Below are 25754 nucleotides of genomic sequence, written 5' to 3'. Positions count from 1 at the left end.
CTATTACTCACTCTCAAACTTGAATCTAAATTACGAAAGCCCAACTTGTTGGATTATCAATAAAATATAATGAGGATGTTTTAATGTTTATTTCTCAAGCTCACGCAGCAGCAGAAGGCGCTCCAGCAGGCGGCGGTTTTGAAATGCTAATCATGCTAGGCATGTTCGCGGTGATCTTCTACTTCATGATCTACCGTCCACAATCTAAGCGTGTTAAAGAACACAAGAACCTAATGTCTTCTATGGGCAAAGGTGATGAAGTTCTAACAAGCGGTGGTCTAGTAGGTAAAATCACTAAGATTGCTGAAGACAACGATTTCATTTCAATTGAGCTAAACGCAAACAATGAAGTTGTAATCAAGAAAGACTTCGTAACTGCAGTGCTACCAAAAGGTACGCTGAAGTCTCTATAAAACAGCTAAAGGATCCTCGCTGTGCTAAACCGTTATCCATTATGGAAGTACTTGATGGTATTTTTTGCCATCATCACCGCTGCGTTGTACGCACTTCCAAATATCTACGGTGAAGATCCGGCTATTCAAGTTACAGGGGCGCGTGGCGCCTCTGTAGATATGTCAACGCTGGATGCTGTCACCAAAGCTCTTGATAAAGAGCAACTCTCTCATAAATCCATTGCTCTCGAGAATGGATCAATCCTTGTTCGTTTCAATGACACTGACACTCAAATCAGTGCCCGCGATATCATCAGCGAAGCGCTTGGCCAAGATAAAATTGTTGCACTAAACCTTGCTCCTGCTACGCCAGATTGGCTAGAAGCAATCGGTGCGTCGCCACTTAAACTAGGTCTTGACCTACGTGGTGGTGTTCACTTCCTAATGGAAGTCGACATGGACGCGGCGATGGAGAAGTTGGTTGGTCAACAAGAAGAAGCTTTCCGTAGCGAACTTCGTGAAGCTAAGATCCGTTACCGTGCAATCCGTCCTTCTGGTACAGAAGGTGTCGAAGTATTGCTACGTAATGAGGAGCAACTAGCGGAAGCGAAAGCAACGCTAGAAAAGAATCACCCAGACATGAACTTTGTCGACTCTGATTCTAATGGTCGTTACGCGTTGATTGCCACCTTTACCGAGCAACGTTTACAAGAGATACGTAACTACGCAGTTGAACAAAACATCACGATTCTTCGTAACCGTGTTAACGAACTGGGTGTTGCTGAACCATTGGTTCAACGTCAAGGTGCTAGCCGCATCGTAGTTGAACTACCTGGTGTTCAAGACACAGCTCGTGCGAAGGAAATTCTAGGTGCTACGGCAACACTAGAGTTCCGCGAAGTTGACGATAAAGCTGACCTATCAGCGGCGGCAAATGGTCGCGCGCCAGCAGGTAGCGAAATCAAGATGGACCGTGATGGTCGCCCTGTTGTGCTTAAGAAGCGCGTTATTCTTGGTGGTCAAAGCATCACGGATGCAAGCTCAAGTGTTGATGAATACGGTCGTCCACAAGTAAACATCTCGCTAGACAGCGAAGGTGGTAACAAAATGTCTGCGTTCTCTAAGAAGAACATCGGTAAGCTGATGGCTACCGTATTTGCAGAATACAAAGACAGTGGTCGTCGTACGCCTGAAGGCAAAGTTATCCTTGATAAGCATGAAGAAGTCATCAACCAAGCAACGATTCAATCGGCTCTTGGGCGTAACTTCCGTATCACAGGTATCGACTCTGCAGCAGAAGCGCACAACCTAGCACTTCTACTACGTGCTGGTGCACTGATCGCACCTATCTCTATCGTTGAAGAACGTACCATTGGTCCATCAATGGGTCAGCAAAACATCGATATGGGTATCCAAGCATGTATCTGGGGTATGGTTGCCGTAATGCTGTTTACGCTGCTTTACTACCGTGGCTTCGGTCTGATTGCTAACATCGCGTTGATGGCCAACTTGGTGCTTATCATTGGTGTTATGTCGATGATTCCAGGTGCTACTATGACGCTGCCAGGTATTGCCGGTATTGTATTAACCGTCGGTATGGCGGTCGATGCGAACGTGCTGATATTTGAGCGTATCCGTGAAGAACTTCGAGATGGACGCAGTCCACAACAAGCGATTCACCAAGGTTACGCTAACGCATTCAGTACCATTGCCGATGCGAACATCACAACACTTATCACTGCAATCATTCTATTTGCAGTGGGTACAGGTGCGGTGAAAGGTTTCGCGGTAACACTATCTATCGGTATCTTAACTTCAATGTTCACCGCTATTGTGGGTACACGTTGTATCGTGAACCTGATTTACGGTGGCAAACGCGTTGATAAATTGTCGATCTAAGGCTGGGAATTAATATGTTTCAAATTCTAAAAGCAGAAAACACGATCGGCTTTATGCGTTGGTCGAAAGTCGCGTTCGTATTCTCTATCGTTATGATCGCTGCTTCTATCTTCACGCTATCAACCAAATGGTTGAACTGGGGCCTAGACTTTACTGGTGGTACGCTTATCGAGGTAGGTTTTGAACAACCAGCAAACCTTGAAGAGATTCGTGCAGCACTAGATTCAAAAGGCTTCGGCGATGCGACAGTACAAAACTTTGGTAGTGCTCGCGATGTAATGGTTCGTCTTCGTCCTCGTGACGATATGTCTGGTGAAACACTAGGTAACCAAATCATTGGTGCTATCAAAGAAGGTACGGGCGAAAGCGTAGAAATGCGTCGTATTGAATTCGTAGGTCCAAACGTTGGTGATGAGCTAACAGAAGCGGGCGGTCTAGCGATTCTTGTATCGCTGATCTGTATCCTGATCTACGTATCGATGCGATTCGAATGGCGTCTAGCGGCTGGTGCGGTAATGGCACTGGCACACGATATTATTATCACGCTGGGTGTCTTCTCACTTATGCAAATCGAAGTGGACCTAACCATCGTAGCGGCGCTACTCACGGTTGTTGGTTACTCGCTCAACGATACCATCGTTGTATTCGACCGGATTCGTGAAAACTTCCGTAAGATGCGTAAGGGCGAACCTTCAGACATCATGGATGCGTCAATCACTCAAACATTGAGCCGTACATTGATTACGTCGGGTACAACCTTGTTCGTAGTAATTGCACTGTTCATGCAGGGTGGTGCGATGATTCACGGCTTCGCAACCGCACTTCTACTTGGTATCACGGTAGGTACTTACTCTTCTATCTACGTAGCATCAGCACTAGCGCTGAAACTGGGTATCCAGAAAGAGCACTTGATGCCACCTCAAGTAGAAAAAGAAGGTGCAGAGTTCGACGAGATGCCATAAGGCAGATTGAGGACCGAAAACAAAAACCGCTGAGCAGTCAGCGGTTTTTTTTATACCTGAAGAAACTTGCTTAAGTGACGTTTGAACTGGTTAGTGAATTTCAGATATAAAAAAGCCCCGCTCAATGAGCGGGGCTATTCAAAAGTCATCAGCGTGACGGGCTTAGTATGACTTTAGAATCTTACTTAAGGATCGCGCTGTTGCCGTTTTCGCGAACGTGCTTAAGAAGAGATTTCACGCCACGAGCGCTAGAAGCAACAATGTTACCAGACTTCATGTAGTCAGTACCGCCTGCGAAGTCAGTTAGGATTGCGCCAGCTTCACGAGCGATAAGCTCGCCTGCAGCCATTTGCCAAGGTTTTAGACCTAGCTCGAAGTAACCATCTACACGACCAGCAGCCACGTAACATAGGTCAAGAGCAGAACAACCGCTACGACGGAAATCGGCACACTCAGTGAATAGAGAACCTACGATCTTGATGTAAGACTCAGAGTGTTGCTTCTGTTTGAATGGGAAACCAGTCGCTAAAACAGTACCATGTAGGTCTTTAAGTTGAGTAACACGGATACGAGCGTTGTTTAGTTGAGCGCCAGCACCACGTTGTGCAGTGAATAGCTCGTTTTGCATTGGATCGTATACACAAGCTACTTCAGTTTTACCTTTGAAGCGAACCGCGATAGACACTGCGAAAGTTGGGTAACCTTTTACAAAGTTATTAGTGCCATCCATTGGGTCGATGATCCATTGTACGTCTTTATCTTTACCTTCGATAAGACCAGCTTCTTCAGAAACGATACAGTGCTCTGGGTAAGAGTGCTTGATAGTATCGATGATGATAGCTTCTGCTTCTTTGTCTACGTTAGTAACAAAGTCATTAGTGCCTTTTAGCGTAGATTCAATTTTATCTGTGTTTTCTAATGATTTAGCAATATGATTGCCTGCTTTTCGCGCAGCGCGAATAGCAATGTTTAGCATTGGATGCATACGAATTTCCCAACGGATGTTAAAGAACAATTTAAAGCGGCGGCGAGTATACCAGAGTCAAGGGAAAAGGGAAGTGGTTATTTTTTGTTCGCAAGAAGCGCTCGCCGTGATATCTCTCTCGCTAGAGAAGAAAACAATTGATGAGAATACGAATAGAAACCTGCTTCACCCTAGGGTGTGTAAAAAAATTATGGTAACATCCTTCGGTTTTAATTTAGGTAGCAAATACAGATGTTGGATCAAGTAAAAATCGTACTCGTCGGAACTTCTCATTCAGGCAACATTGGCTCCGCTGCGCGAGCAATGAAAGTTATGGGTTTAAGCCAACTTGTATTAGTTGATCCGCAATGTGAAGTTGATGAGCAAACACTTGCTCTTGCAGCTGGAGCTGGTGACATTGCACAAAATGCAGCCGTCGTAAGTACGCTTGATGAAGCCATTGAAGATTGTGGTCTTGTAGTCGGTTCAAGTGCTCGCTCACGCACACTTGAGTGGCCAATGCTTGAGCCTCGTGAATGTGGTGAAAAGTTCGCTATTGAAGGCCAAAAGCACCCTGTAGCGCTGGTATTTGGCCGCGAAAGAACGGGCCTAACTAACGATGAATTGCAGAAGTGCCACTACCATGTTTGTATCCCTGCTAACCCTGAATACAGCTCGCTAAACTTAGCGATGGCGGTTCAAACCTTGAGTTATGAAGTGCGCGTTGCACATCTCAACTTGGAGCAAAGCCAATACACACCAAGTGAGCCTGAAGAATATCCACGTCATAAAGAGCTAGAAATGTTCTTTGAACACCTTGAAAAGGTGATGGTGGAGACCCAGTTTATTAACAAAGAACAGCCAGGTCAGGTGATGAACAAGCTACGCCGCTTGTACTCACGAGCAAGACCAGAGGCTCAAGAGTTGAACATTTTACGCGGTGTTTTGACTGCGATTGAAAAGAAGCTCTGAACAAATAATAACCACTTTAGGTGTAAGGATGAATACCTGACTAAATTAGTCAAATAAATACTTGACCAAAATGGTCAGGTATGGGAATATCCTTGTCATTACAAACCATGTGGATACGGTGTGGAATGAAACTTACATCTAAAGGAAGATATGCGGTGACAGCCATGCTGGACGTGGCACTGCACTCGCAACAAAACCCAGTCCCTCTAGCTGATATTTCAGAGCGTCAGGGTATCTCGCTCTCTTACTTAGAGCAGCTCTTTTCAAAACTGCGTAAAGCAGGTCTCGTAGCCAGCGTTCGTGGTCCAGGTGGTGGTTACCGCCTAGGTGCAGAGGCGCATAGTATTGCGATCGGTACAGTGATCGCAGCGGTTGATGAGTCAGTTGATGCCACTAAATGCCAAGGTAAAGGAGATTGCCAAGGCGGTACACGTTGCCTAACTCACACCCTATGGCGTGACCTAAGCTCTCGTATTAGTGATTTCTTGAATAACATTACGCTCGGTGAGCTAATGACAGACAACGAAGTCTTACAAATTTCTGATCGTCAGGACATTGATCTGGCGGTAACTCATGGGTTATCAAACAAAAATACAACCGCCGCGCCCATCGGTGTAAACGTCCGCTCTTAGCGGTCTGCATTTTACATTGGAGTAGAGAATGAAACTGCCGATTTATCTTGATTATTCCGCTACATGTCCAGTAGATCCACGTGTTGCTGAAAAAATGGTTCAGTACATGACAATGGATGGCACATTTGGCAACCCAGCTTCGCGTTCGCACCGTTACGGCTGGCAGGCAGAAGAAGCTGTAGATACTGCTCGTGAGCAAATTGCTGACCTTCTAAATGCAGATCCACGCGAAATCGTATTTACATCAGGTGCGACCGAGTCAGACAACCTTGCGATTAAAGGTGCTGCTCATTTTTACTCTAAGAAGGGTAAACACGTAATCACTTGTAAAACAGAGCACAAAGCCGTTCTTGACCCATGTCGTCAACTAGAGCGCGAAGGCTTTGAAGTGACTTACCTAGAGCCAGAATCAAACGGTCTGATTGACCTAAACAAACTTCAAGCAGCAATGCGTGAAGACACTGTTTTGGTTTCAATCATGCACGTTAACAACGAGATTGGTGTGATCCAAGACATCACCGCAATCGGCGAACTATGTCGCGAACGTAAGATTGTATTCCATGTGGATGCTGCACAGTCTGCAGGCAAACTGCCAATCGACGTTCAAGAAATGAAAGTTGACCTTATTTCACTGTCTGCGCACAAAGCTTACGGCCCTAAAGGTATCGGTGCACTTTACGTTCGTCGTAAACCTCGTATCCGTCTTGAAGCGCAAATGCACGGTGGCGGTCATGAGCGTGGCTTCCGCTCTGGTACACTTCCAACTCACCAAATCGTGGGCATGGGTGAAGCGTTCCGCGTGGCAAAAGAAGACATGCAAAAAGATTACGATCACGCACTAGCACTTCGTAACCGTCTTCTAGATGGCGTTAAAGATCTTGAAGCAGTAACGGTAAACGGTGACCTAGAACAGCGTGTTCCACACAACCTAAACGTGAGCTTTGCATTCGTAGAAGGCGAATCTCTACTGATGTCACTAAAAGACCTAGCAGTATCTTCTGGTAGTGCTTGTACATCAGCGAGCCTAGAGCCATCTTACGTTCTTCGTGCACTTGGTCTAGACGACGAATTAGCACACAGCTCAGTACGTTTCTCATTTGGTCGTTTCACGACTGAAGCAGAAATTGATTACGCAATTGAACAAATCCGCGTTGCAGTGACTAAGCTACGCGACATGTCTCCTCTATGGGATATGTACAAGGAAGGGGTTGATCTGAGCACTGTTGAATGGGCTCACCATTAATCTCACGGACTGAATAGAGGATTCGAGGTAATTTATCATGGCATACAGCGAAAAAGTAATTGATCACTACGAGAACCCACGTAACGTTGGTTCGTTCGATAAAGAAGATCCATCAGTAGGCAGCGGCATGGTTGGCGCGCCAGCTTGTGGTGACGTAATGAAGCTTCAAATCAAAGTGACGCCAGAAGGCATCATTGAAGACGCGAAATTCAAAACATACGGTTGTGGTAGTGCAATCGCTTCAAGCTCACTAGTGACTGAGTGGGTAAAAGGCAAGTCTATTGACGAAGCGGCATCTATCAAAAACTCTGAGATTGCAGAAGAGCTAGAGCTTCCACCAGTGAAAGTACACTGCTCAATCCTAGCGGAAGACGCAATCAAAGCAGCGGTTGCTGACTACAAGAAAAAACACCAGGAATAATTATTCCGTATATAATGGGAGCCCTTAAACGCTCCCATTCCAAAACGTAATTTAGACAGACTAAGGTGCAGTATGGCCATCACAATGACAGAATCAGCGGCGAGTCGCGTAAAAGCATTCCTAGATAACCGAGGCAAAGGTATCGGTTTGCGTCTTGGAGTGAAGACGACAGGCTGTTCCGGCATGGCTTACGTTCTTGAGTTTGTGGATGATCTAAACGAAGAAGATGAAGTTTTTGAACTGTCTGAAGTGAAAATCATCATTGATAAGAAAAGCTTGGTATACCTAGACGGTACTGAGTTGGATTACGTTAAGGAAGGGTTGAATGAAGGTTTTGAATTCAACAACCCTAACGCAAAAAGTGAATGTGGTTGTGGTGAAAGCTTCAACGTCTAATTGACTGTCCTTCTGGGCAAACGAGTCCAGAAGGCTTTACTAGGACCCGATCTTAATGAATCACTTTGAATTATTTGGGCTACCAAGTCAGTTTCAGCTGGATGGTAGCCTTCTTTCTTCTCAGTTCCGAGAACTACAAAAACGCTTCCACCCAGATAACTTTGCTACTGCCTCAGAGCGTGACCGTTTGATGGCTGTTCAAAAAGCAGCGCAAATCAACGATGCATATCAAGTGCTTAAGCATCCTATCTCTCGCGCTGAATATATTCTCGCAGAAAACGGCACAGAAATTCGTGGTGAGCAACAAACCATGCAAGACCCAATGTTCCTAATGGAGCAAATGGAACTGCGTGAAGAACTGGAAGACATTGCTGGCAGCTCTGATCCTGAATCAGCGCTTTTTGACTTCGACTCTAAGGTCAGCAAAATGTACAAACAGCATTTGGCGAGTGTAGAGCAAGAACTTGACCAAGGTCTTTGGGCTGAAGCCGCTGACCGAGTTCGTAAACTTAAATTCATTGCCAAGCTAAAAAACGAAATTGAACTGGTTGAAGACAAGCTCCTCGGCTAGTTAGCGCGACAAGGACCCATCATGGCACTACTTCAAATCGCAGAACCGGGCCAAAGCTCGGCACCTCATGAGCATAAGCTAGCAGCGGGTATCGACTTAGGTACCACCAACTCTTTGGTTGCTTCTGTACGCAGTGGCGACGCGACCACGTTGAAAGACGAGCAAGGCCGTAGCATTTTGCCGTCAGTAGTGAACTACACGCAAGATTCTGCGTCAGTAGGTTACGATGCCAAAGCAAAAGCAGAGCTAGAACCAGCAAACACCATCATCTCGGTAAAACGTCTGATCGGCCGTTCATTGAAAGACATTCAAGCTCGCTACCCATCTTTGCCTTACCAATTTAAAGAAAGCGACAACGGTCTGCCAATTCTGCAAACCGCTCAAGGTGACAAAAACCCGATTGAAGTGTCTGCCGACATTCTTAAAGCGTTAGGTAAACGTGCTGAAGATACGCTAGGTGGTGAGTTAGCTGGCGTGGTTATTACTGTTCCTGCTTACTTTGATGACGCTCAACGCGCTGGTACAAAAGATGCAGCGAAATTGGCAGGTCTTCATGTGCTGCGTCTGCTTAACGAACCGACAGCTGCAGCGATCGCTTACGGGCTAGACTCTGGTCAAGAGGGCGTGATTGCGGTTTACGATCTAGGTGGCGGTACATTCGATATCTCTATCCTACGTTTATCAAAAGGCGTATTTGAAGTATTAGCAACCGGTGGCGACTCTGCACTAGGCGGTGATGATTTTGACCACCTACTAGCGGATTACCTGATGGAGCAAGCGGGACTAGAAGCGCCGCTTTCTGCTGAGAAAAACCGCGCATTATTGAACATTGCAACGGCGACTAAGATTGCTTTCTCTGAGCAAGACAGCGTTGATGTGGATGTATTTGGCTGGAAAGGTTCAGTGACTCGCGAGCAGTTCGAAGATTTGATTCGTCCGCTAGTGAAGAAAACTCTAATGTCTTGCCGCCGTGCGCTGAAAGATGCGGATGTAGATGCGGAAGATGTACTTGAAGCGGTCATGGTTGGCGGTTCAACACGCACATTGCTTGTACGTGAAATGGTAGGCGAATTCTTCGGCCGTACACCACTGACAAGCATTAACCCAGATGAAGTTGTTGCAATCGGTGCGGGTATTCAAGCAGATATCCTAGCGGGTAACAAACCTGACTCGGAAATGCTGCTTCTTGACGTAATTCCACTGTCTCTTGGCATCGAAACCATGGGCGGCTTGGTTGAGAAGATTATTCCTCGTAACACCACGATCCCAGTGGCTCGTGCACAAGAATTTACGACGTTCAAAGATGGTCAAACAGCGATGAGTGTACACACCGTACAAGGTGAGCGTGAAATGGTTGAAGACTGTCGTTCACTGGCTCGCTTCTCATTAAAAGGCATTCCTCCTATGGCTGCGGGTGCTGCGCACATTCGTGTGACGTACCAAGTGGATGCCGATGGTCTATTGTCTGTTACAGCAATGGAAAAAAGCACTGGTGTTCAATCTGAGATTCAAGTGAAGCCATCTTACGGCCTAAGTGATGATGAAGTAGCAAATATGCTGCGTGATTCGATGACTTACGCGAAAGAAGACATGCAAGCTCGCGCTTTAGCTGAGCAGCGTGTAGAAGCGGATCGTGTAATTGAAGGTTTGATCGCAGCAATGCAAGCGGATGGCGATGAACTGCTGTCTGAGCAAGAAAAGCAAGATTTAATCAAAGTAATTGAAGCGCTGATTGAACTGCGTAATGGCGAAGATGCCGATGCCATCGAGCAGGGCATTAAAGATACCGACAAAGCAAGCCAAGATTTTGCGTCGCGCCGTATGGATAAATCAATTCGAGCTGCACTGTCAGGTCAGTCAGTTAATGATATATAAGAGATAAGTAGTTATGCCTAAGATTATTGTATTACCGCACGAAGATTTGTGCCCAGAAGGTGCAGTGTTGGAAGCAAACACTGGTGACACTGTTCTAGATGTTGCACTAAAAAACGGTATCGGTATTGAACATGCATGTGAAAAGTCATGTGCATGTACAACTTGCCACGTGATCATTCGTGAAGGTTTTGACTCGTTAGAAGAGAGTGAAGAGCTAGAAGATGACATGCTTGATAAAGCATGGGGTCTAGAGCCTGAGTCTCGACTTGGTTGTCAGGCTAAAGTTGCAGACGAAGATTTGGTTGTAGAGATTCCAAAATACACACTAAACCACGCGTCAGAAGATCATTAATACTATCTCCCCAATATAGGGGCGAAGCATAAGGAAGATGAGCAATGAAATGGACAGATTCTCGCGACATCGCGATTGAGCTTTGTGACAAGTTTCCAGATGTCGATCCTAAAACCGTGCGTTTTACCGATCTTCACCAATGGATCATGGAATTAGATGAGTTTGACGATGAGCCAAACCGTTCTAATGAAAAGATTCTTGAGGCGGTCATCCTGTGTTGGATGGACGAAGCGGATTAATGCTCGATTCGGCGGTAAACGCAGCAGAGTTAACAATTCTCACTAAAAAAAGCGGACCTTAAGGTCCGTTTTTTTATCAAGTTGACATTTTTACCCTACATAATGCTAACATCCGTTAGTTATCAAAAAAGAAGAGGCGTAGGCAACGCCGTTATAAGACAAGGAGAAACCATGTCTACACAGATGTCTGTATTTCTAAGCCAAGAACCAGCGGCACCACATTGGGGCGACAAAGCACTGCTTTCTTTCGCTGAGAATGGCACAACCATTCACCTAGGTGAAGGTCACGATCTTGGTGCGATTCAACGTGCAGCGCGTCAACTCGATGGCCAAGGAATTCGTTCAATTTTACTTGCTGGTGATAACTGGGATTTGGAGAGCGTTTGGGCATTCCACCAAGGTTACCGCAACCCGAAAAAACACGGCACGCTAGAGTGGGTTGAGCTTTCTGAGCAAGACCAAGCAGAGCTGCACGCTCGTATCACCTCTACGGACTTTACTCGCGATATCATCAACAAAACAGCTGAAGAAGTGGCGCCACGTCAATTGGCAACCATGGCGGCTGAATTCATCAAATCAATCGCACCACAAGGCACAGTAACGGCTCGTATCGTTAAAGATAAAGATCTGCTTTCAGAAGGTTGGGAAGGCATTTACGCAGTAGGTCGTGGCTCTGAGCGCACGTCAGCGATGCTGCAACTTGATTACAACCCAACAGGTGATGAAAACGCGCCAGTATTTGCGTGTCTTGTTGGTAAAGGCATTACCTTTGATTCAGGCGGTTACAGCCTTAAGCCATCAAACTTCATGACAGCAATGAAAGCGGACATGGGCGGTTCAGGTACGATTACTGGCGGCCTTGGTCTAGCTATTCTTCGCGGTCTTAATAAGCGCGTGAAGCTGATCCTTTGTTGTGCGGAGAACATGGTTTCTGGTCGTGCACTTAAACTTGGCGACATCATCACTTACAAAAACGGTAAGACCGTTGAGATCATGAACACCGACGCAGAAGGTCGTTTGGTTCTTGCTGATGGTCTTATTTACGCAAGTGAGCAAAACCCTGAGCTTATCATTGACTGTGCAACCCTAACGGGCGCAGCGAAGAATGCACTAGGTAACGACTACCATGCACTAATGAGCTTTGATGATGAGCTTTCACATCAAGCGCTAACGGCGGCGAATCAAGAGAAAGAAGGTCTATGGCCACTGCCTCTAGCTGATTTCCACCGTGGTATGCTGCCATCAAACTTTGCTGACCTATCTAACATCAGCTCTGGTGATTACTCGCCAGGCGCAAGTACAGCTGCGGCATTCTTATCTTACTTCGTTGAAGACTACAAGAAAGGTTGGTTGCACTTCGATTGCGCAGGTACGTACCGTAAGTCAGCGTCTGATAAGTGGGCGGCAGGTGCGACAGGCATGGGTGTTCGCACACTTGCTCGTTTCCTGAACGAACAAGCCGCAAAATAAGACTTTTACCAGTGCAGACACCCTGTCTGTACTGGTATAACTAAGAGAGACGCAAGTCACTCATATAAAACTATTATTACAAGTACAAAAAGGAAACCTTATGGCTCTAGAAAGAACGTTTTCAATTGTTAAGCCTGACGCTGTAGAACGCAATCTGATTGGTGAAATTTACCACCGCATTGAGAAAGCAGGTCTACGTATCGTTGCTGCAAAAATGGTTCATCTGACAGAAGAACAGGCGAGCGGTTTTTACGCAGAACATGAAGGCAAACCTTTTTTCCCTGCACTAAAAGAGTTCATGACATCTGGTCCTATCATGGTTCAGGTTCTTGAAGGTGAAGATGCCATCGCTCGTTACCGTGAGCTAATGGGCAAAACAAACCCAGAAGAAGCGGCATGCGGTACAATCCGTGCGGATTACGCACTGAGCATGCGTCATAACTCTGTTCATGGTTCAGACAGCCCAGAATCAGCAGCTCGTGAAATCGAGTTCTTTTTCCCAGAGTCAGAGATTTGCCCTCGCTAATCTTGTATTAATTTGATTTTTAAGCCTCGGGCTTTTTATTATCTGCTTGCCAGTGGGAAAGGGCGATAAATTGTTGGCTAAAATTTAATCATTAAGATTTTAATGCCTTAGCAAACTCAAGGTTTTAGACCCCTTGTTGTGACTGCATAAAGGCTGTACAATTCGCGCCCTTATTCTTGTTTCAGTCATTGAGAGGCAACATGACCACTGAAAAAATCAATCTACTCGACTTTGATCGCAAAGGCATGCGTCAATTTTTCGCGGAAGAGCTAGGCGAAAAAGCGTTCCGTGCGGATCAGGTTATGAAGTGGATCTACCATTTCGGTGTTGATGACTTCGACAATATGACGAACATCAACAAGAAGCTACGTGAAAAACTGCAACACAAGTGTGAAATCAAAGCACCGACGGTAGCAGAAGCGCAACACTCTTCAGACGGCACGATTAAGTGGGCGATGAAAGTGGGCGATCAAGACGTAGAAACGGTATACATCCCTGAAGATGATCGCGCGACATTGTGTGTGTCTTCTCAGGTAGGTTGTGCATTGGAATGTAAGTTCTGCTCAACTGCTCAACAAGGCTTCAACCGTAACCTAAAAGTATCTGAAATCATCGGTCAGGTATGGCGTGCTGCACGTGAAATCGGTTTGCAAAAAGAAACCGGTCGTCGTCCAATCACTAACGTCGTGATGATGGGTATGGGTGAGCCACTTCTTAACATGAAGAACCTTATTCCTGCGCTTGAAATCATGCTTGATGATCTTGGTTTCGGTCTTTCTAAGCGTCGCGTTACTGTATCAACTTCAGGTGTGGTTTCTGGTCTTGATCAGATGACAGGTAAGATTGATGTCGCATTAGCGATCTCTCTACATGCGCCAAACGATAAGCTACGTAGCGAAATCATGCCAATCAACGACCGTTGGGATATCCAAGATTTCCTAGCATCTGTACGCCGCTACATTGCGTCTTCAAATGCGAACCGCGGTAAAGTAACGGTTGAGTACGTTCTGCTTGATCATGTGAACGATGACATGGACCACGCACGTGAACTTGCGGAGCTAATGAAAGAAACGCCATGTAAGATCAACCTGATTCCGTTTAACCCGTACCCAGGTTCTCCTTACAAGAAACCAAGCAACTCACGTATTGATCGTTTCCAAAAAACATTGATGCAATATGACCACACCGTAACGGTTCGTAAAACACGTGGTGATGATATTGATGCAGCTTGTGGTCAGTTAGTCGGTGATGTTATTGACCGAACCAAACGTACAGCTGCGTTAAAAGCGGCACGTGGTGCAGAAACCATTGACGTGAAAGCGGTGTAATTCACAGCGAATAGAAAAAATAGCCAGAGCCTTATGCTCTGGCTATTTTGTTTGTCACGTGCGAATTGTAATCCGATGGTTACAGACTTATTGGCGCTAATTTCGTTTTGTTGTGTCAATTTTTGGACAAAAGCTTGAGCTATCTGTTAATTTGAGAGCAAAGAGTTTTTGTCTTCGTTAAACATTCGCTTATCATGGGAAGTGAAATATAACTACGACACTGACAATTCTCAGTATTTTTTCCAATACGCTTTGCTGAACCATTGCAAAACGAGCATTCTTACTTTGTACACTGAGAATTTCTAAAAGATTATTTTGGTTAACACGTTTAGGCTAGCTATCTTTAAGTTAGGCTTGATTAGAACAAAAACGAAAATAAATAACCGTGTTAGCCACCAAACAGATTAAATACCGCCATTATGACAGAACACGAAAAAACCAATGAAGTGCCGCTTTCGATGGAAGCAGGCACGTTGCTAAAAAACAAACGCGAATCTCTAGGCATGACTCAGAAGCACGTTGCTGATCGTCTTAGACTTCGCGTTTCTGTTATTGAAGATATTGAAAACAATCGATTTGAGGAACAACAAGTCACCACGTTCACTCGTGGCTATTTGCGTTCATATGCAAAACTCGTTGGTCTCGATGAAAAGATTGTTTTGGCAGCTTTAGAGCAAACATCGGAAGTGCATGTTAAGCCACAAGAAACAGAGATGCAGAGCTTCTCTCGTAAAACTAAACACGAGAAACATAACAGCCGCATTATGCTGCTAACTTGGGCGATTGCGATCGTTATCACTGGTATTTCTGGTGCGTGGTGGTGGCAAAACCAACAAGAGAACAGTCTTGCTCAGTTAAGTGCAGAGACCGCAGAAACAGAACAAGTTGCTGATGACGCAGACATCGATCAGATGAGCGCAGACGAACTTATCGCAAGCACGCCTGCAGAGATTGCACCTGTATCGGCTGCGTCAGCTGTGGTTTCTCAAGCGGATACGGCAATGAGCGCTGCAGGTGATGTAACTGAGCCTGTTGCTGCCGCGACAGAAGAAGTGACTGAGGAAGCGGCTCAAGAACCGGTAGCGGTGATTGAGGATGCACAAGAAACAGAAGAGCCTGCGGCTCCAGTTGTACCAGAAGGTATGACGCTGCTAACGATGAAGTTCAAAGCAGACTGTTGGATTCAAGTAAAAGATGCAAACGGCAAAACTTTGGTTAGCGGTACTCGTAAACCGGGTCAAGACGTAGAACTTGCCGGAAAAGCACCTTTTAAAGTGATATTAGGCGCACCTGAAGGCGTAACAATGACATTTGCAAGTGAACCTGTCGACCTTTCTGGGTATACTTCAGGCAAAGTAGCTAGATTCACTTTACCGTTATAAATATTATGCAACACGAATCTCCAATTATTCGTCGTAAATCGACGCGTATTTATGTGGGTGATGTGCCAATTGGTGATGGTGCACCAATTGCTGTACAGTCAATGACAAACACTCGCACGACTGATGTGGAAGCCACAGTCGCACAAATCCGAGCATTAGAAAAAGTGGGTGCAGACATTGTACGTGTTTCTGTCCCTACCATGGATGCTGCGGAAGCCTTTAAGCTCATCAAACAGCAAGTGTCTGTTCCCCTAGTGGCGGACATTCACTTTGACTACCGTATTGCCTTGAAAGTGGCAGAGTACGGTGTCGACTGTTTGCGCATTAACCCAGGCAATATCGGTAACGAAGAGCGCATTCGCTCGGTTGTTGATTGTGCCCGTGACAAAAACATCCCAATCCGTATTGGTGTTAACGGCGGTTCTTTGGAAAAAGATCTGCAGATGAAATACGGTGAGCCAACGCCAGAGGCATTGGTAGAGTCGGCGATGCGTCATGTGGATCATCTAGATCGCCTTAACTTTGACCAGTTCAAAGTCAGTGTGAAAGCGTCGGATGTGTTCCTAGCGGTGGATTCATACCGTCTATTGGCAAAACAGATTGACCAGCCACTACACCTAGGTATCACCGAAGCTGGTGGTGCAAGAGCGGGTGCTGTGAAATCATCGGTTGGTCTTGGTATGCTTTTGGCTGAAGGTATCGGTGATACGCTGCGTATCTCGTTGGCGGCAGATCCGGTAGAAGAGATCAAAGTTGGCTTTGATATTCTTAAGTCTCTGCGTATTCGCTCACGTGGTATCAACTTTATTGCTTGTCCAAGCTGTTCACGTCAGGAGTTCGACGTGATTAACACAGTAAACGCACTGGAAGAGCGCCTAGAAGACATCATCACACCTATGGATGTGTCTATCATCGGCTGTGTTGTAAACGGCCCTGGTGAAGCTGAGGTTTCACACCTAGGTCTAGCAGGCAGCAATAAGAAGAGCGCATTCTACGAAGACGGCAAACGTCAGAAAGAGCGTTTCGACAACGATGACCTAGTGAACCAGCTAGAAGCGAAAATCCGTGCGAAAGCGTCTGTATTAGACCAAGCTAACCGCATCGATATCAAACAAGAAGATTAATCTCATAGCTTGAGCACGCTAAGTGTGCTCGGGTTACTAAGCGACGGTAATAATTGTGGCAAAGAAAATCCAAGCAATCCGAGGCATGAACGACTGCCTTCCAACTCAGTCTCCGCTGTGGCAGAAACTTGAAAACGCAGTAAAAAGTACTGTAAGCGCATACGGCTACAACGAAGTGCGCATGCCAATCGTTGAAGAAACAAACCTATTCAGCCGCGCGGTTGGTGAAGAGACAGATGTCGTTTCAAAAGAAATGTACACCTTTGATGATCGTAACGGAGACAGCCTAACACTTCGTCCTGAAGGTACGGCGGGCTGTGTACGTGCATGTATCCAAAACAGCCTGATTAACCGTGACGAACAACGTCTATGGTACATGGGCCCTATGTTCCGCCATGAGCGTCCGCAGAAAGGTCGTTACCGTCAATTCCACCAGTGTGGTGTTGAGGTGTTCGGTCTAAATGGTCCAGATGTTGATGCTGAGCTTATCATGATGACAGCACGTCTATGGCGTGAGCTTGGTATCAATGAACATGTTCGTCTTGAGCTTAACTCTATCGGTTCTCAAGAAGATCGCGCAGACTACCGCACGGCACTGGTTGCATTCCTTGAGCAACATATCGATGTGCTAGACGAAGATTGTAAGCGTCGCATGCACACGAACCCACTGCGAGTTCTGGATACGAAGACCCCTGACGTTCAGGCTATTTTAGGTGATGCACCTCGTCTTTCTGAGTACTTAGGTGAAGAATCTAAAGCACACTTCGCAGGTCTATGTGAACTTTTAGACGCTGCAGGTATCGAATACACAGTTAACGAGCGTCTAGTTCGTGGTCTGGATTACTACAACCGCACGGTATTTGAGTGGATCACTGAGAGCCTAGGTGCTCAAGGCACAGTATGTGGCGGTGGTCGTTACGACGGTCTTGTAGAACAATTGGGTGGTAGTGCAACACCAGCAGTTGGCTTTGCTATGGGTCTAGAGCGTCTTGTTCTGATGCTAGAAACACTAGAGCTAACAGACGTTCGTCGCAGTGTAGATGTTTACGTTGTGACAGCAGGCGAAGGCACAATGATGGTTGGTATGAAGCTAGCAGAACAGCTTCGTGAAGCTATTCCAGGCGTTCGTGTTATGAGTCACTTCGGTGGCGGTAACTTCAAGAAACAGTTTAAGCGCGCAGATAAAGTTGGTGCTGTAGTAGCATTGGTTCTGGGCGAAAATGAAGTTGCAGAAAACACCGTAGTACTAAAAGACTTGGTGGGTGGTGAGCAAGAGACTTACAACCAAGCGGAAGTTGCTGAGAAGATCGCAGCACTGATTTAAGTCTTTTAATAAGCTAAAGATTAAATCCTAATTCGTAATACCAAGGCTCCCAAGATAGGAGCCTTTCGACGAAATAGGGACAATGGCAGCCTTGCTGCCATTTACATGTTTTAAGAGGACAGGAAGTGGAACTTTACGATACTGAAGAACAACAAGTTGAAGCCATTAAAGACTGGTGGAAGGAAAACGGTAAAGCCGTCATCATCGGTGCGGTTGTTGGTTTAGGTGGTCTATTTGGCTGGCGTTACTACCAGGATTCTGTGATTCAGGCGAGTGAAGCAGCTTCTCAAAGCTACACAACAGTAATGAACGCTCTTCAAACCAAAGGTGCAGACGCACAAGCGGACATTCAAGCGTTCATCGATTCAAACGAAGTTAAAGAGTACTCAGTACTTGCAGCACTTCAGCTAGCAAAAGTACAAGTGGATGCGAAAGATCTTTCAGCAGCACTTGAGCAACTGAAGTGGGCTCAAAGCAACACCAAAGATGCCGCGCTATCTCCACTTATTAGCTACCGTATTGCGCGCATTGAAGCTGAAATGGGCAACTTTGACGCAGCAAACGCAGAACTAGATAAAGTGACAGATGCAGCATGGACTGGTCGTATTGCTGAGCAGCGTGGTGATATCGCTCTTCGTCAAGGTGACAAAGAAGCAGCATACGCGGCGTACACTGAAGCTCAGCAAGCTGCAGATGCTAGCCCAACGCTACAAATGAAATTGGACGACCTGGCGAAATAAGGACCGCATTGGATGAAAAGAGTCTTTAAGAAAGCCTTATTAGGGGCATTGACGGTGGGAATTCTAGCTGGTTGTGCTAGCGAAGAAGATACTATCGTTATGGCTCCACTACCTCAGGTAGACAGTGAGTTTACGCCAAGTGCGAAATGGACAGCATCGATTGGTGATGGTGTAGGTCATTACTTCTCAAAACTGTCGCCTGTTGTAGCAAATGATACCTTGTTCGTTGCAAGCCGTGATGGTCTAGTGAAAGCGCTGGATCCAGAAGATGGCAAGCAAAAGTGGCAAACCGATCTAGAAGAAGATGTGATTGCACGTCTTTCTGGTGGTATTACTGCTGCTTACGGTAACCTGTACATCGGCTCTGAAAATGGCGAAGTGATTGCACTTGACCAAGAAACAGGTGAAATCAACTGGCGTATTGAAGTCGGTGGTGAAGTGCTGGCGAGACCAGTCGCTGACTCAGGCATGATCATCGTGAACACCAGTCGCGGTATGTTGATTGCACTGGATGAAGCATCAGGTGAACAGCGCTGGGCATTGAGCACAGAAGTTCCAAACCTAACGTTGCGCGGTGATAGCACTCCGACAGCGATTGGTGGTGGTGTTTTCTGGGGTACGGCAAATGGCCGACTAGCGGCGGCGATTGTTGAACGTGGTCAATTGATTTGGCAACAACCGGTAGGTACACCAAAAGGTGCGACCGAAATTGATCGCCTTGTCGACGTAGACTCTTCACCGATTGTACTGGGCGGCACTCTTTTCACCGTGGGTTATAACGGTCAGCTTATCGCTATCGATTTGCGCAGCGCAAACCCAATCTGGAAGCGTAACTACTCATCTGCGAACGATATCGCGACAGATGGCAGCCGTATCTTCGTGATCACCGAGAAAGATCATGTCGTGGCTGTCGATGCTCGTAGCGGTACAGAGTTGTGGGAAAACAGCAAGCTGGAATACCGCCAGCTTACAGCGCCAGTTATCGTCGATAACTACCTAGTGGTAGGTGATACATTGGGTTACCTACACTGGATCGATCGCTCAACGGGCGAATTCGTTGCACAACAATATGTCGATGACAGCGGCTTTGCTGTTGGTCCGACGTTGTTGTCTGATGGTTACGTGATTACTACTCGCAATGGCGATGTAAAGAAACTAACCATTAACGAATAATATCGTGATATAATTCACATTCGGCTCCTGGCTGGTAACAGTTAGGAGCCGTTTTGTTGTTTGAAATTATTATTTATTAACCGTTATTCCTGACGTGGTTATAGGTAAAAAGCTGGTTTGATTTGGCATCAAGCAAGTCGTTACCTATAACTACAGAAGAAAGATTATTGTAGAGGTTGTTATGGTACCTGTTGTTGCTCTAGTAGGGCGTCCGAACGTAGGTAAATCTACACTATTTAACCGATTGACACGCACACGTGACGCGTTGGTTGCGGACTTCCCTGGCCTAACGCGAGACCGTAAATATGGCCAAGCTCGTCTTGGTGAAGAACACGAATTTATCGTTATTGATACCGGTGGTATTGATGGCACAGAAGAAGGCGTAGAAACAAAAATGGCACAGCAATCGTTAGCAGCGATTGATGAAGCTGATGTTGTGCTATTCCTTGTTGATGGCCGTGCTGGATTAACGCCATCGGATGAAGCGATTGCAGCGCACCTGCGCAAAATCGAAAAGCCAGCAATGCTGGTGGTAAACAAGATTGATGGTATTGATGCTGACGCCGCTTGTGCCGATTTCTGGCAACTTGGTGTTGACGACATGTACCAGATCGCAGCAGCACACGGTCGTGGTGTAACTGCGCTACTTGAGCGCGCTCTAGCGCCATTCTTTGATGATCTACTGGCAAGTGAATCTGAAGAAGGTGAGATTGAAGATCTGACTGAATTCGAAGATGAAGAGCTAGCGGTTGAAGATTATACCGAAGAAGACGCAGAAGCCGAGTTCAAGCGTTTGCAAGACCAGCCAATCAAACTGGCTATTATCGGTCGTCCAAACGTTGGTAAATCAACACTGACTAACCGTATCCTTGGTGAAGAACGCGTTGTGGTATACGACATGCCAGGAACAACACGTGACTCAATCTATATCCCAATGGAGCGTGATGGTCGTGAGTATGTTCTCATCGATACTGCGGGTGTTCGTCGTCGTGGTCGTATCAATGAAACAGTAGAGAAATTCTCTGTTGTTAAAACGCTGAAAGCCGTAGAAGACGCAAACGTGGTTCTATTGGTTATCGACGCACGTGAAAACATTTCTGACCAAGATTTAAGCCTACTTGGCTTCGCATTGAACGCTGGTCGCTCAATCGTACTAGCGGTAAACAAGTGGGATGGTCTGGATAACGATGTAAAAGAGAACGTGAAGAAAGAACTCGACCGCCGTTTAGGTTTCGTTGATTTTGCACGTATTCACTTTATCTCTGCGCTTCACGGTACAGGCGTTGGTCACTTGTTCGAATCGATTCAAGAAGCGTACAAGTCGGCAACGACACGTGTAGGTACATCTGTTCTTACTCGTATCATGAAGATGGCTACAGACGATCACCAACCGCCTATGGTTCGTGGCCGTCGTATTAAGCTTAAATACGCACACGCGGGTGGTTACAACCCACCAATCGTGGTTGTTCACGGTAACATGGTTCGTGATCTACCTGATTCGTACAAACGTTACTTGATGAACTACTTCCGTAAGTCTCTGGAAATCATGGGTACACCAATCCGTATTAACTTCCAGAACAGCGATAACCCGTACGAAAACCGTGGTGGCAAGCTGACTCTTTCTCAAGAGCGTAAGCGCAAACGTATGATGTCTGCAGTGAAGAACCGCAACAAGTAATCGCCTAAGATTTTATGAATACCCAAGTTTTGACTTGGGTATTTTTTTATTCAAAGCTTTCATAAGAAGTAATCAACACATGACAATCACAGCAACCAAGACGCGTTTCTGTCATCAAACTTGGCAGTTAGAGGCGCACGTACAATTTGTTCAATCTACATCAGAAGCTACCCACGTTGTTACTGATGTCACGCCTTTTCATCCCGTTAGCCATATTTGGCCTGATCACCCAGCAGATAAAGGCACACTGACGGTGAATGGTAAGAGCTTTGATGTGATTGATTGCCAAGTGGGTGCTGTAGAGCTAGCAAGCGGAGAGTTATATGTTGGCCAAGCTATTCCGGTAAAACGTGATACGGAAGGGTGGGCGTTTGTAGTCGTGCATGTCTTGCCATTCACCGATACGTTTGGTGCTGGTGATATTGCGTTGCTGGACGTGGATAAAGAATACCAACTCTCTCTAAGTCGTGGTCATAGCGCAGGGCATATTGCATACCTTGCACTCAATAAGGTGCTGGCGCAGAACTATTGGCGTAAAGATGCTGACCGTAAAGACCCGCATGGTAACTACGATTTCAATAGCTATGCGCAAGAAACCAGTTTTGTTACCCCAGATAAATGTTTGGATACCTACCGTTTAGGCAAAACACTCCGCAAAAGAGGGTTAAACAGTGCAGATATGCTGTCTGACCTAAAAAGCATCGAACAACAGGTGAATGTTCTGTTGGGGGATTGGCTAAAAAGAGACGTTGCGATCACTGTCGATTGCCATGGGGAGCACCTTACGGATTCACGTTATTGGCAATGTGATTTAGGCGAAGGTGAAATCGCTGTCATCCCTTGTGGGGGAACGCATGCGAGCCATTTGAGTGACTTCGGTTCTATCCATGTCACACTAGTGGAAATAGACCCACAGACAATTGAAATGCACACCGATGTAAGACGCTAAATTTGGATTCTGATCTTTTTATTAAATCCTGTTTGTGTGGTTTTTTGTTCGAAAGTGTAGTTTTTAGTTCTGATTAAAATTGAGAGACAGAATATGTAACTTATGCTTTCGGTATGTGGTTATATAAATATTCTTTTAAGGGGTGATCGCTGATCAAAAGGGAAATATCCGAAGATCAGCATTCGATCTTTTATAGTGTCGCGTGCGCATAATGTGAGTTAGTTACCTGTGTCATATTAATAGATTTATTATATTTCAGGCTAATTAACATAATAACGATATGAATACGCCACAATGGACAAAGATAGACTGTTAGATGCTCACCGAGCAGTCAATCGTCTTTTAGGTAAGCTTGCTCTGGGAATGGAACGCGACAGCCTCAACCATGAGGTTATCAAGTTAAGTGAACACCTATTTGGGAAGAGGCAAGCTTCCATTTTACGATTGCACCCCGATACCAACACACTGCATTTGGAGTTTGCCCCACACTTACCTGATTTCTATAATCAAGCGATTGAAGGCGTCCCGATTGGACCTGATATCGGCTCATGTGGCGCTGCTGCATTCTTAAAGCAAACCGTGGTCGTTAGTGATATTGATCATCACGCTAACTGGGCCGCTTTTCTTGAACTGACTCAACAAGCCCAACTCCGAGCATGCTGGTCTGTGCCTATTATTGCTTCGGATGGTCACGTGCTTGGGACATTTGCAATTTACAGCAATACACCTTCTGAACCTCATCCTTATGAACTCGAAGTGCTCGAAATGCTAGCCGCTTTATATGCGGTAGCCTTAGAGAAGTATCGCCTAGAAGAACAACTTCATTTTCATGCGAGTCGAGATCCACTGACGCACTGCTTCAACCGCCGTGCGCTTTTGACCGAAGTCGATCGTAAGATCAACCACAAATGTGCACGAAGTGCTGTAGTGGGGTGCTTTTTCGTTGATATCGATGAGTTTAAGTACATCAATGATCGCTTTGGGCATGAGACCGGAGACCAAGTTTTGGTACTGGTGGCTGAGCATTTAAAGCAAGCGTTCCGTTCATGTTCAGTGATAGGGCGTTATGGTGGCGATGAGTTTGTGGGTTTCAGCTGCTTTCATGATTTGGATACATACCAAAACTTTACAACCCGTCTAGTTCAAGAGCTTAACCAAGTATGCCAGTTAGAGGAATACAAAGTAAAAGCCAGTATCGGTGCCGCTTGGAGTACCATGAGTGAGCGTGCAGTATTGCAAGAGCTTATTCAAAAAGCGGATGTGGCGATGTATCAAAACAAGCGTGCTAAACGCGCGTGATTAAGATCAAAGCACAAGATTGCCGTATGATTAGACTGTGAGTCAGTAAATAGAAGTTTTTAGGGGTAACCATGCAACCAAATATTTGCCCAACATGCGATATTGAGCTGGAGTGGACAGGTCAATACCACTGCAATCAATGTGAGTCGGATTATAAGAAAGTGGGATTTTGTCCAGATTGCGATGCTGAACTAGAAAAGCTACAAGCTTGTGGTGCGGCGAACTATTTCTGCAACAGTTGTAATGAACTCAAATCGAAATCACGAGTTCGATTTGAGTTTCAAAAAATCAGTTAACGGTAGAGCGAAGCTCACCATCAGATAAGCGGGTGACTAAAACGTCGCCCGTTTTTACATCTTTCGCTTGGGTAACAACCTGGCCTTGCTCAGTTTGAGTGATCGAGTAGCCACGTTTTAGTGTTGCCAGTGGGCTTACCGTATCTAGCTTCTCTGCCGCGATTGCTAGTTGATGGCGCATGGTCAGTAACTTACGGTCCATCGCATCCAGCAATTTTTGCTCGACTCGATCAAGCTTCGACTTCTGTTCAGCCAAGCGTTTTACTGGTGAGTTCAGTTGTAGGCGATGATGCTTACGCTCAACAGCTTGTTGGCGAGTTGTGATGAATCGTTGCATTGCGCGTTGTAGGCGCATCTCCAACTCATCAAGTTGTTGCGTCTGGCGCTGCAGTTGATAGCTTGGATGCTGGCGCTCTAAGCGGTGCATCAGTTGAGCCGATTGCTGTTTTTGTTGCGCTAGGTAGTAACGCATTGCACTGGCTAGCTTATGTTGGCGAGTCACCAAAGCTTGATCTTTGTGGCTGTTATCGCGGCTTACCAATTCAGCCGCCGCTGATGGAGTCGGCGCTCGCATGTCCGCTACAAAGTCAGCAATTGTCACATCAACCTCATGACCAACTGCACTGATGATAGGAATTTGGCTTGCAGCAATAGTGCGAGCAAGGATTTCGTTGTTAAAGCACCAAAGGTCTTCTAACGAACCGCCACCACGACCAACAATCAATACATCACATTCGTCACGACTGTTTGCACGGCCGATTGCCTGCGCAATTTGAATGGCCGCTTCTTCACCTTGCACCATGGTTGGGTAAACCACCACGGGTAGGGAAGGATCACGACGTTTCAATACGTCTAAGATGTCGTACAGTGCAGCACCGGTTTTTGAGGTGATCACACCAACGCGTTTTGGGTGTTCAGGTAAAGGCTGCTTATTGGTTTGAGCAAACAAACCTTCTGCTGCCAGTTTCATCTTAAGTGCTTCAAACTCTTGTTGCAGACGACCATCACCTTCTGGCTGCATGCTTTCAATGATCAATTGATAGTCACCACGAGGCTCATACAGAGACAGACGTGCTTTAACTAATACTTGATTGCCGTTAGCAGGTTTGAAAGTGACGCGACGATTGTTACCACGGAACATGGCACATTTAACTTGAGCGCGAGAATCTTTAAGAGTGAGGTACCAGTGACCAGAGACGGGAGCTGAGAAGTTGGATATCTCTCCGACAAGCCAGACGATCCCCATTTCGTTTTCGAGCAGCAGACGCACTTCGGCATTGAGACGAGAAACAGTGAAGATGTTTTGATTGGTCTGGGAGAGCACAGCTAATTCCGTAGACGTGAGTATGGAAATTAGCGGCAATATAATACATATCAAGGGGGTAATTGCAAGAAAAAAATTAAAAAATTTGTGGTCAAGCGATTGCGTTAACCGTATAATCCCTCCGCAATATCTAATCCAAATGTAGCCAACAACCTAAAACTGGTTACCCTCATTATGCGAAACGATGAGATTGGATTGTCTTTTTACTCCTCTAATTGTGAGA

Annotated in this window: 26 protein-coding genes; 24 read left to right on the top strand and 2 right to left on the bottom strand. The window is 45.9% G+C overall.

Annotated elements, in window-relative coordinates; all coding sequences use genetic code 11:
* Positions 1-83: 83 nt before the first annotated feature.
* Genes yajC through secF form a run of 3 tightly spaced genes read left to right on the top strand, consistent with a single transcriptional unit; the run spans position 84 to position 3253 of the window.
* Positions 84-413 (top strand): preprotein translocase subunit YajC, encoded by a 330-nt coding sequence (gene yajC, locus ACLIIY_RS12230; protein ID WP_005424903.1) that lies wholly within the window; start codon positions 84-86, stop codon positions 411-413.
* 21 nt (positions 414-434) lie between these two features.
* Entirely contained in the window at positions 435-2291 is a 1857-nt protein-coding gene (secD, locus tag ACLIIY_RS12225) for a protein translocase subunit SecD (RefSeq protein ID WP_080637354.1), read from the top strand.
* Between the two features lie 14 nt (positions 2292-2305).
* Positions 2306-3253, top strand: a complete 948-nt coding sequence (gene secF, locus ACLIIY_RS12220) for a protein translocase subunit SecF (protein ID WP_005440322.1) — start codon at positions 2306-2308, stop codon at positions 3251-3253.
* Positions 3254-3434: 181 nt separating this feature from the next.
* Here the strand turns inward: secF and suhB are convergent, their stop codons facing one another.
* Positions 3435-4238, bottom strand: a complete 804-nt coding sequence (gene suhB, locus ACLIIY_RS12215) for an inositol-1-monophosphatase (protein ID WP_005440321.1) — start codon at positions 4236-4238, stop codon at positions 3435-3437.
* 231 nt (positions 4239-4469) lie between these two features.
* Here suhB and trmJ point away from each other — a divergent pair, with 231 nt between their 5' ends.
* The 21 genes from trmJ to ACLIIY_RS12110 all read left to right on the top strand — a co-directional run bounded on the left by trmJ (position 4470) and on the right by ACLIIY_RS12110 (position 24207).
* The gene (gene trmJ / locus ACLIIY_RS12210; protein ID WP_061010843.1) at positions 4470-5189 is read left to right on the top strand and encodes a tRNA (cytosine(32)/uridine(32)-2'-O)-methyltransferase TrmJ; all 720 of its coding nucleotides are present in this window, start codon (positions 4470-4472) and stop codon (positions 5187-5189) included.
* Between the two features lie 125 nt (positions 5190-5314).
* Positions 5315-5821, top strand: coding sequence for a Fe-S cluster assembly transcriptional regulator IscR (iscR, locus tag ACLIIY_RS12205; RefSeq protein WP_027726597.1), 507 nt, complete (start codon positions 5315-5317; stop codon positions 5819-5821).
* A gap of 28 nt (positions 5822-5849) precedes the next feature.
* Positions 5850-7064, top strand: coding sequence for an IscS subfamily cysteine desulfurase (locus ACLIIY_RS12200; RefSeq protein WP_009705575.1), 1215 nt, complete (start codon positions 5850-5852; stop codon positions 7062-7064).
* Between the two features lie 37 nt (positions 7065-7101).
* A complete protein-coding gene (gene iscU / locus ACLIIY_RS12195; RefSeq protein WP_005424883.1) occupies positions 7102-7485 on the top strand; it encodes a Fe-S cluster assembly scaffold IscU in 384 nt (127 codons plus the stop codon).
* A gap of 72 nt (positions 7486-7557) precedes the next feature.
* Positions 7558-7881: an iron-sulfur cluster assembly protein IscA gene (gene iscA / locus ACLIIY_RS12190; protein WP_005440317.1), complete on the top strand. Its 324-nt coding sequence runs from the start codon at positions 7558-7560 to the stop codon at positions 7879-7881.
* Between the two features lie 55 nt (positions 7882-7936).
* Positions 7937-8452, top strand: coding sequence for a co-chaperone HscB (gene hscB, locus ACLIIY_RS12185; protein ID WP_009705577.1), 516 nt, complete (start codon positions 7937-7939; stop codon positions 8450-8452).
* A 21-nt stretch (positions 8453-8473) separates the two neighbouring features.
* Positions 8474-10327 (top strand): Fe-S protein assembly chaperone HscA, encoded by a 1854-nt coding sequence (gene hscA, locus ACLIIY_RS12180; RefSeq protein ID WP_005440313.1) that lies wholly within the window; start codon positions 8474-8476, stop codon positions 10325-10327.
* 13 nt (positions 10328-10340) lie between these two features.
* Positions 10341-10679, top strand: a complete 339-nt coding sequence (fdx, locus tag ACLIIY_RS12175) for an ISC system 2Fe-2S type ferredoxin (RefSeq protein ID WP_005424889.1) — start codon at positions 10341-10343, stop codon at positions 10677-10679.
* A 44-nt stretch (positions 10680-10723) separates the two neighbouring features.
* Positions 10724-10918, top strand: a complete 195-nt coding sequence (iscX, locus tag ACLIIY_RS12170) for a Fe-S cluster assembly protein IscX (RefSeq protein ID WP_009705578.1) — start codon at positions 10724-10726, stop codon at positions 10916-10918.
* Positions 10919-11089: 171 nt separating this feature from the next.
* Positions 11090-12388: an aminopeptidase PepB gene (gene pepB, locus ACLIIY_RS12165; protein WP_009705579.1), complete on the top strand. Its 1299-nt coding sequence runs from the start codon at positions 11090-11092 to the stop codon at positions 12386-12388.
* 100 nt (positions 12389-12488) lie between these two features.
* Positions 12489-12914, top strand: coding sequence for a nucleoside-diphosphate kinase (ndk, locus tag ACLIIY_RS12160; protein ID WP_005532589.1), 426 nt, complete (start codon positions 12489-12491; stop codon positions 12912-12914).
* Positions 12915-13114: 200 nt separating this feature from the next.
* Positions 13115-14242: a bifunctional tRNA (adenosine(37)-C2)-methyltransferase TrmG/ribosomal RNA large subunit methyltransferase RlmN gene (locus ACLIIY_RS12155; protein WP_005440310.1), complete on the top strand. Its 1128-nt coding sequence runs from the start codon at positions 13115-13117 to the stop codon at positions 14240-14242.
* Positions 14243-14661: 419 nt separating this feature from the next.
* Positions 14662-15624: a cytoskeleton protein RodZ gene (gene rodZ, locus ACLIIY_RS12150; protein ID WP_434527663.1), complete on the top strand. Its 963-nt coding sequence runs from the start codon at positions 14662-14664 to the stop codon at positions 15622-15624.
* 5 nt (positions 15625-15629) lie between these two features.
* A complete protein-coding gene (gene ispG, locus ACLIIY_RS12145; RefSeq protein WP_005424674.1) occupies positions 15630-16748 on the top strand; it encodes a flavodoxin-dependent (E)-4-hydroxy-3-methylbut-2-enyl-diphosphate synthase in 1119 nt (372 codons plus the stop codon).
* Positions 16749-16803: 55 nt separating this feature from the next.
* Positions 16804-18072 carry a histidine--tRNA ligase gene (gene hisS / locus ACLIIY_RS12140; protein ID WP_434527662.1) on the top strand — a complete coding sequence of 423 codons (1269 nt, stop codon included), beginning with the start codon at positions 16804-16806 and terminating at the stop codon, positions 18070-18072.
* Positions 18073-18197: 125 nt separating this feature from the next.
* Entirely contained in the window at positions 18198-18812 is a 615-nt protein-coding gene (locus ACLIIY_RS12135; protein ID WP_005440307.1) for a YfgM family protein, read from the top strand.
* 12 nt (positions 18813-18824) lie between these two features.
* Positions 18825-19985 carry an outer membrane protein assembly factor BamB gene (bamB, locus tag ACLIIY_RS12130; protein ID WP_009705582.1) on the top strand — a complete coding sequence of 387 codons (1161 nt, stop codon included), beginning with the start codon at positions 18825-18827 and terminating at the stop codon, positions 19983-19985.
* A gap of 181 nt (positions 19986-20166) precedes the next feature.
* Positions 20167-21663 (top strand): ribosome biogenesis GTPase Der, encoded by a 1497-nt coding sequence (gene der, locus ACLIIY_RS12125; RefSeq protein ID WP_005440296.1) that lies wholly within the window; start codon positions 20167-20169, stop codon positions 21661-21663.
* A gap of 79 nt (positions 21664-21742) precedes the next feature.
* A complete protein-coding gene (locus ACLIIY_RS12120; protein WP_434527661.1) occupies positions 21743-22612 on the top strand; it encodes an alanyl-tRNA editing protein in 870 nt (289 codons plus the stop codon).
* Between the two features lie 294 nt (positions 22613-22906).
* A complete protein-coding gene (locus ACLIIY_RS12115; protein WP_039841889.1) occupies positions 22907-23911 on the top strand; it encodes a GGDEF domain-containing protein in 1005 nt (334 codons plus the stop codon).
* Between the two features lie 71 nt (positions 23912-23982).
* Positions 23983-24207, top strand: a complete 225-nt coding sequence (locus ACLIIY_RS12110) for a zinc ribbon domain-containing protein (RefSeq protein ID WP_005424754.1) — start codon at positions 23983-23985, stop codon at positions 24205-24207.
* Here the strand turns inward: ACLIIY_RS12110 and xseA are convergent.
* Complete coding sequence (gene xseA, locus ACLIIY_RS12105) at positions 24200-25531, bottom strand: exodeoxyribonuclease VII large subunit (protein WP_045397159.1); 1332 nt, start codon at positions 25529-25531, stop codon at positions 24200-24202. The genes ACLIIY_RS12110 and xseA overlap by 8 nt on opposite strands.
* Positions 25532-25754 lie beyond the last annotated feature (223 nt).

Source organism: Vibrio sp. K4, assembly GCF_051122595.1.
GTDB lineage: Bacteria > Pseudomonadota > Gammaproteobacteria > Enterobacterales > Vibrionaceae > Vibrio > Vibrio owensii.
Note: the sequence above shows the minus strand (reverse complement) of the source record. Positions and strands in the feature narration are given on the sequence as shown.

Excerpts from the sequence above, each read along its gene's own strand:
- yajC (WP_005424903.1), top strand. The coding sequence starts at position 84 with ATGTTTATTTCTCAAGCTCACGCAGCAGCAGAAGGCGCTCCAGCAGGC.
- secF (WP_005440322.1), top strand. The coding sequence starts at position 2,306 with ATGTTTCAAATTCTAAAAGCAGAAAACACGATCGGCTTTATGCGTTGG.
- suhB (WP_005440321.1), bottom strand. The coding sequence starts at position 4,238 with ATGCATCCAATGCTAAACATTGCTATTCGCGCTGCGCGAAAAGCAGGC.
- trmJ (WP_061010843.1), top strand. The coding sequence starts at position 4,470 with ATGTTGGATCAAGTAAAAATCGTACTCGTCGGAACTTCTCATTCAGGC.
- iscR (WP_027726597.1), top strand. The coding sequence starts at position 5,315 with ATGAAACTTACATCTAAAGGAAGATATGCGGTGACAGCCATGCTGGAC.
- ACLIIY_RS12200 (WP_009705575.1), top strand. The coding sequence starts at position 5,850 with ATGAAACTGCCGATTTATCTTGATTATTCCGCTACATGTCCAGTAGAT.
- iscU (WP_005424883.1), top strand. The coding sequence starts at position 7,102 with ATGGCATACAGCGAAAAAGTAATTGATCACTACGAGAACCCACGTAAC.
- iscA (WP_005440317.1), top strand. The coding sequence starts at position 7,558 with ATGGCCATCACAATGACAGAATCAGCGGCGAGTCGCGTAAAAGCATTC.
- hscB (WP_009705577.1), top strand. The coding sequence starts at position 7,937 with ATGAATCACTTTGAATTATTTGGGCTACCAAGTCAGTTTCAGCTGGAT.
- hscA (WP_005440313.1), top strand. The coding sequence starts at position 8,474 with ATGGCACTACTTCAAATCGCAGAACCGGGCCAAAGCTCGGCACCTCAT.
- fdx (WP_005424889.1), top strand. The coding sequence starts at position 10,341 with ATGCCTAAGATTATTGTATTACCGCACGAAGATTTGTGCCCAGAAGGT.
- iscX (WP_009705578.1), top strand. The coding sequence starts at position 10,724 with ATGAAATGGACAGATTCTCGCGACATCGCGATTGAGCTTTGTGACAAG.
- pepB (WP_009705579.1), top strand. The coding sequence starts at position 11,090 with ATGTCTACACAGATGTCTGTATTTCTAAGCCAAGAACCAGCGGCACCA.
- ndk (WP_005532589.1), top strand. The coding sequence starts at position 12,489 with ATGGCTCTAGAAAGAACGTTTTCAATTGTTAAGCCTGACGCTGTAGAA.
- ACLIIY_RS12155 (WP_005440310.1), top strand. The coding sequence starts at position 13,115 with ATGACCACTGAAAAAATCAATCTACTCGACTTTGATCGCAAAGGCATG.
- rodZ (WP_434527663.1), top strand. The coding sequence starts at position 14,662 with ATGACAGAACACGAAAAAACCAATGAAGTGCCGCTTTCGATGGAAGCA.
- ispG (WP_005424674.1), top strand. The coding sequence starts at position 15,630 with ATGCAACACGAATCTCCAATTATTCGTCGTAAATCGACGCGTATTTAT.
- bamB (WP_009705582.1), top strand. The coding sequence starts at position 18,825 with ATGAAAAGAGTCTTTAAGAAAGCCTTATTAGGGGCATTGACGGTGGGA.
- der (WP_005440296.1), top strand. The coding sequence starts at position 20,167 with ATGGTACCTGTTGTTGCTCTAGTAGGGCGTCCGAACGTAGGTAAATCT.
- ACLIIY_RS12120 (WP_434527661.1), top strand. The coding sequence starts at position 21,743 with ATGACAATCACAGCAACCAAGACGCGTTTCTGTCATCAAACTTGGCAG.
- ACLIIY_RS12115 (WP_039841889.1), top strand. The coding sequence starts at position 22,907 with ATGGACAAAGATAGACTGTTAGATGCTCACCGAGCAGTCAATCGTCTT.
- ACLIIY_RS12110 (WP_005424754.1), top strand. The coding sequence starts at position 23,983 with ATGCAACCAAATATTTGCCCAACATGCGATATTGAGCTGGAGTGGACA.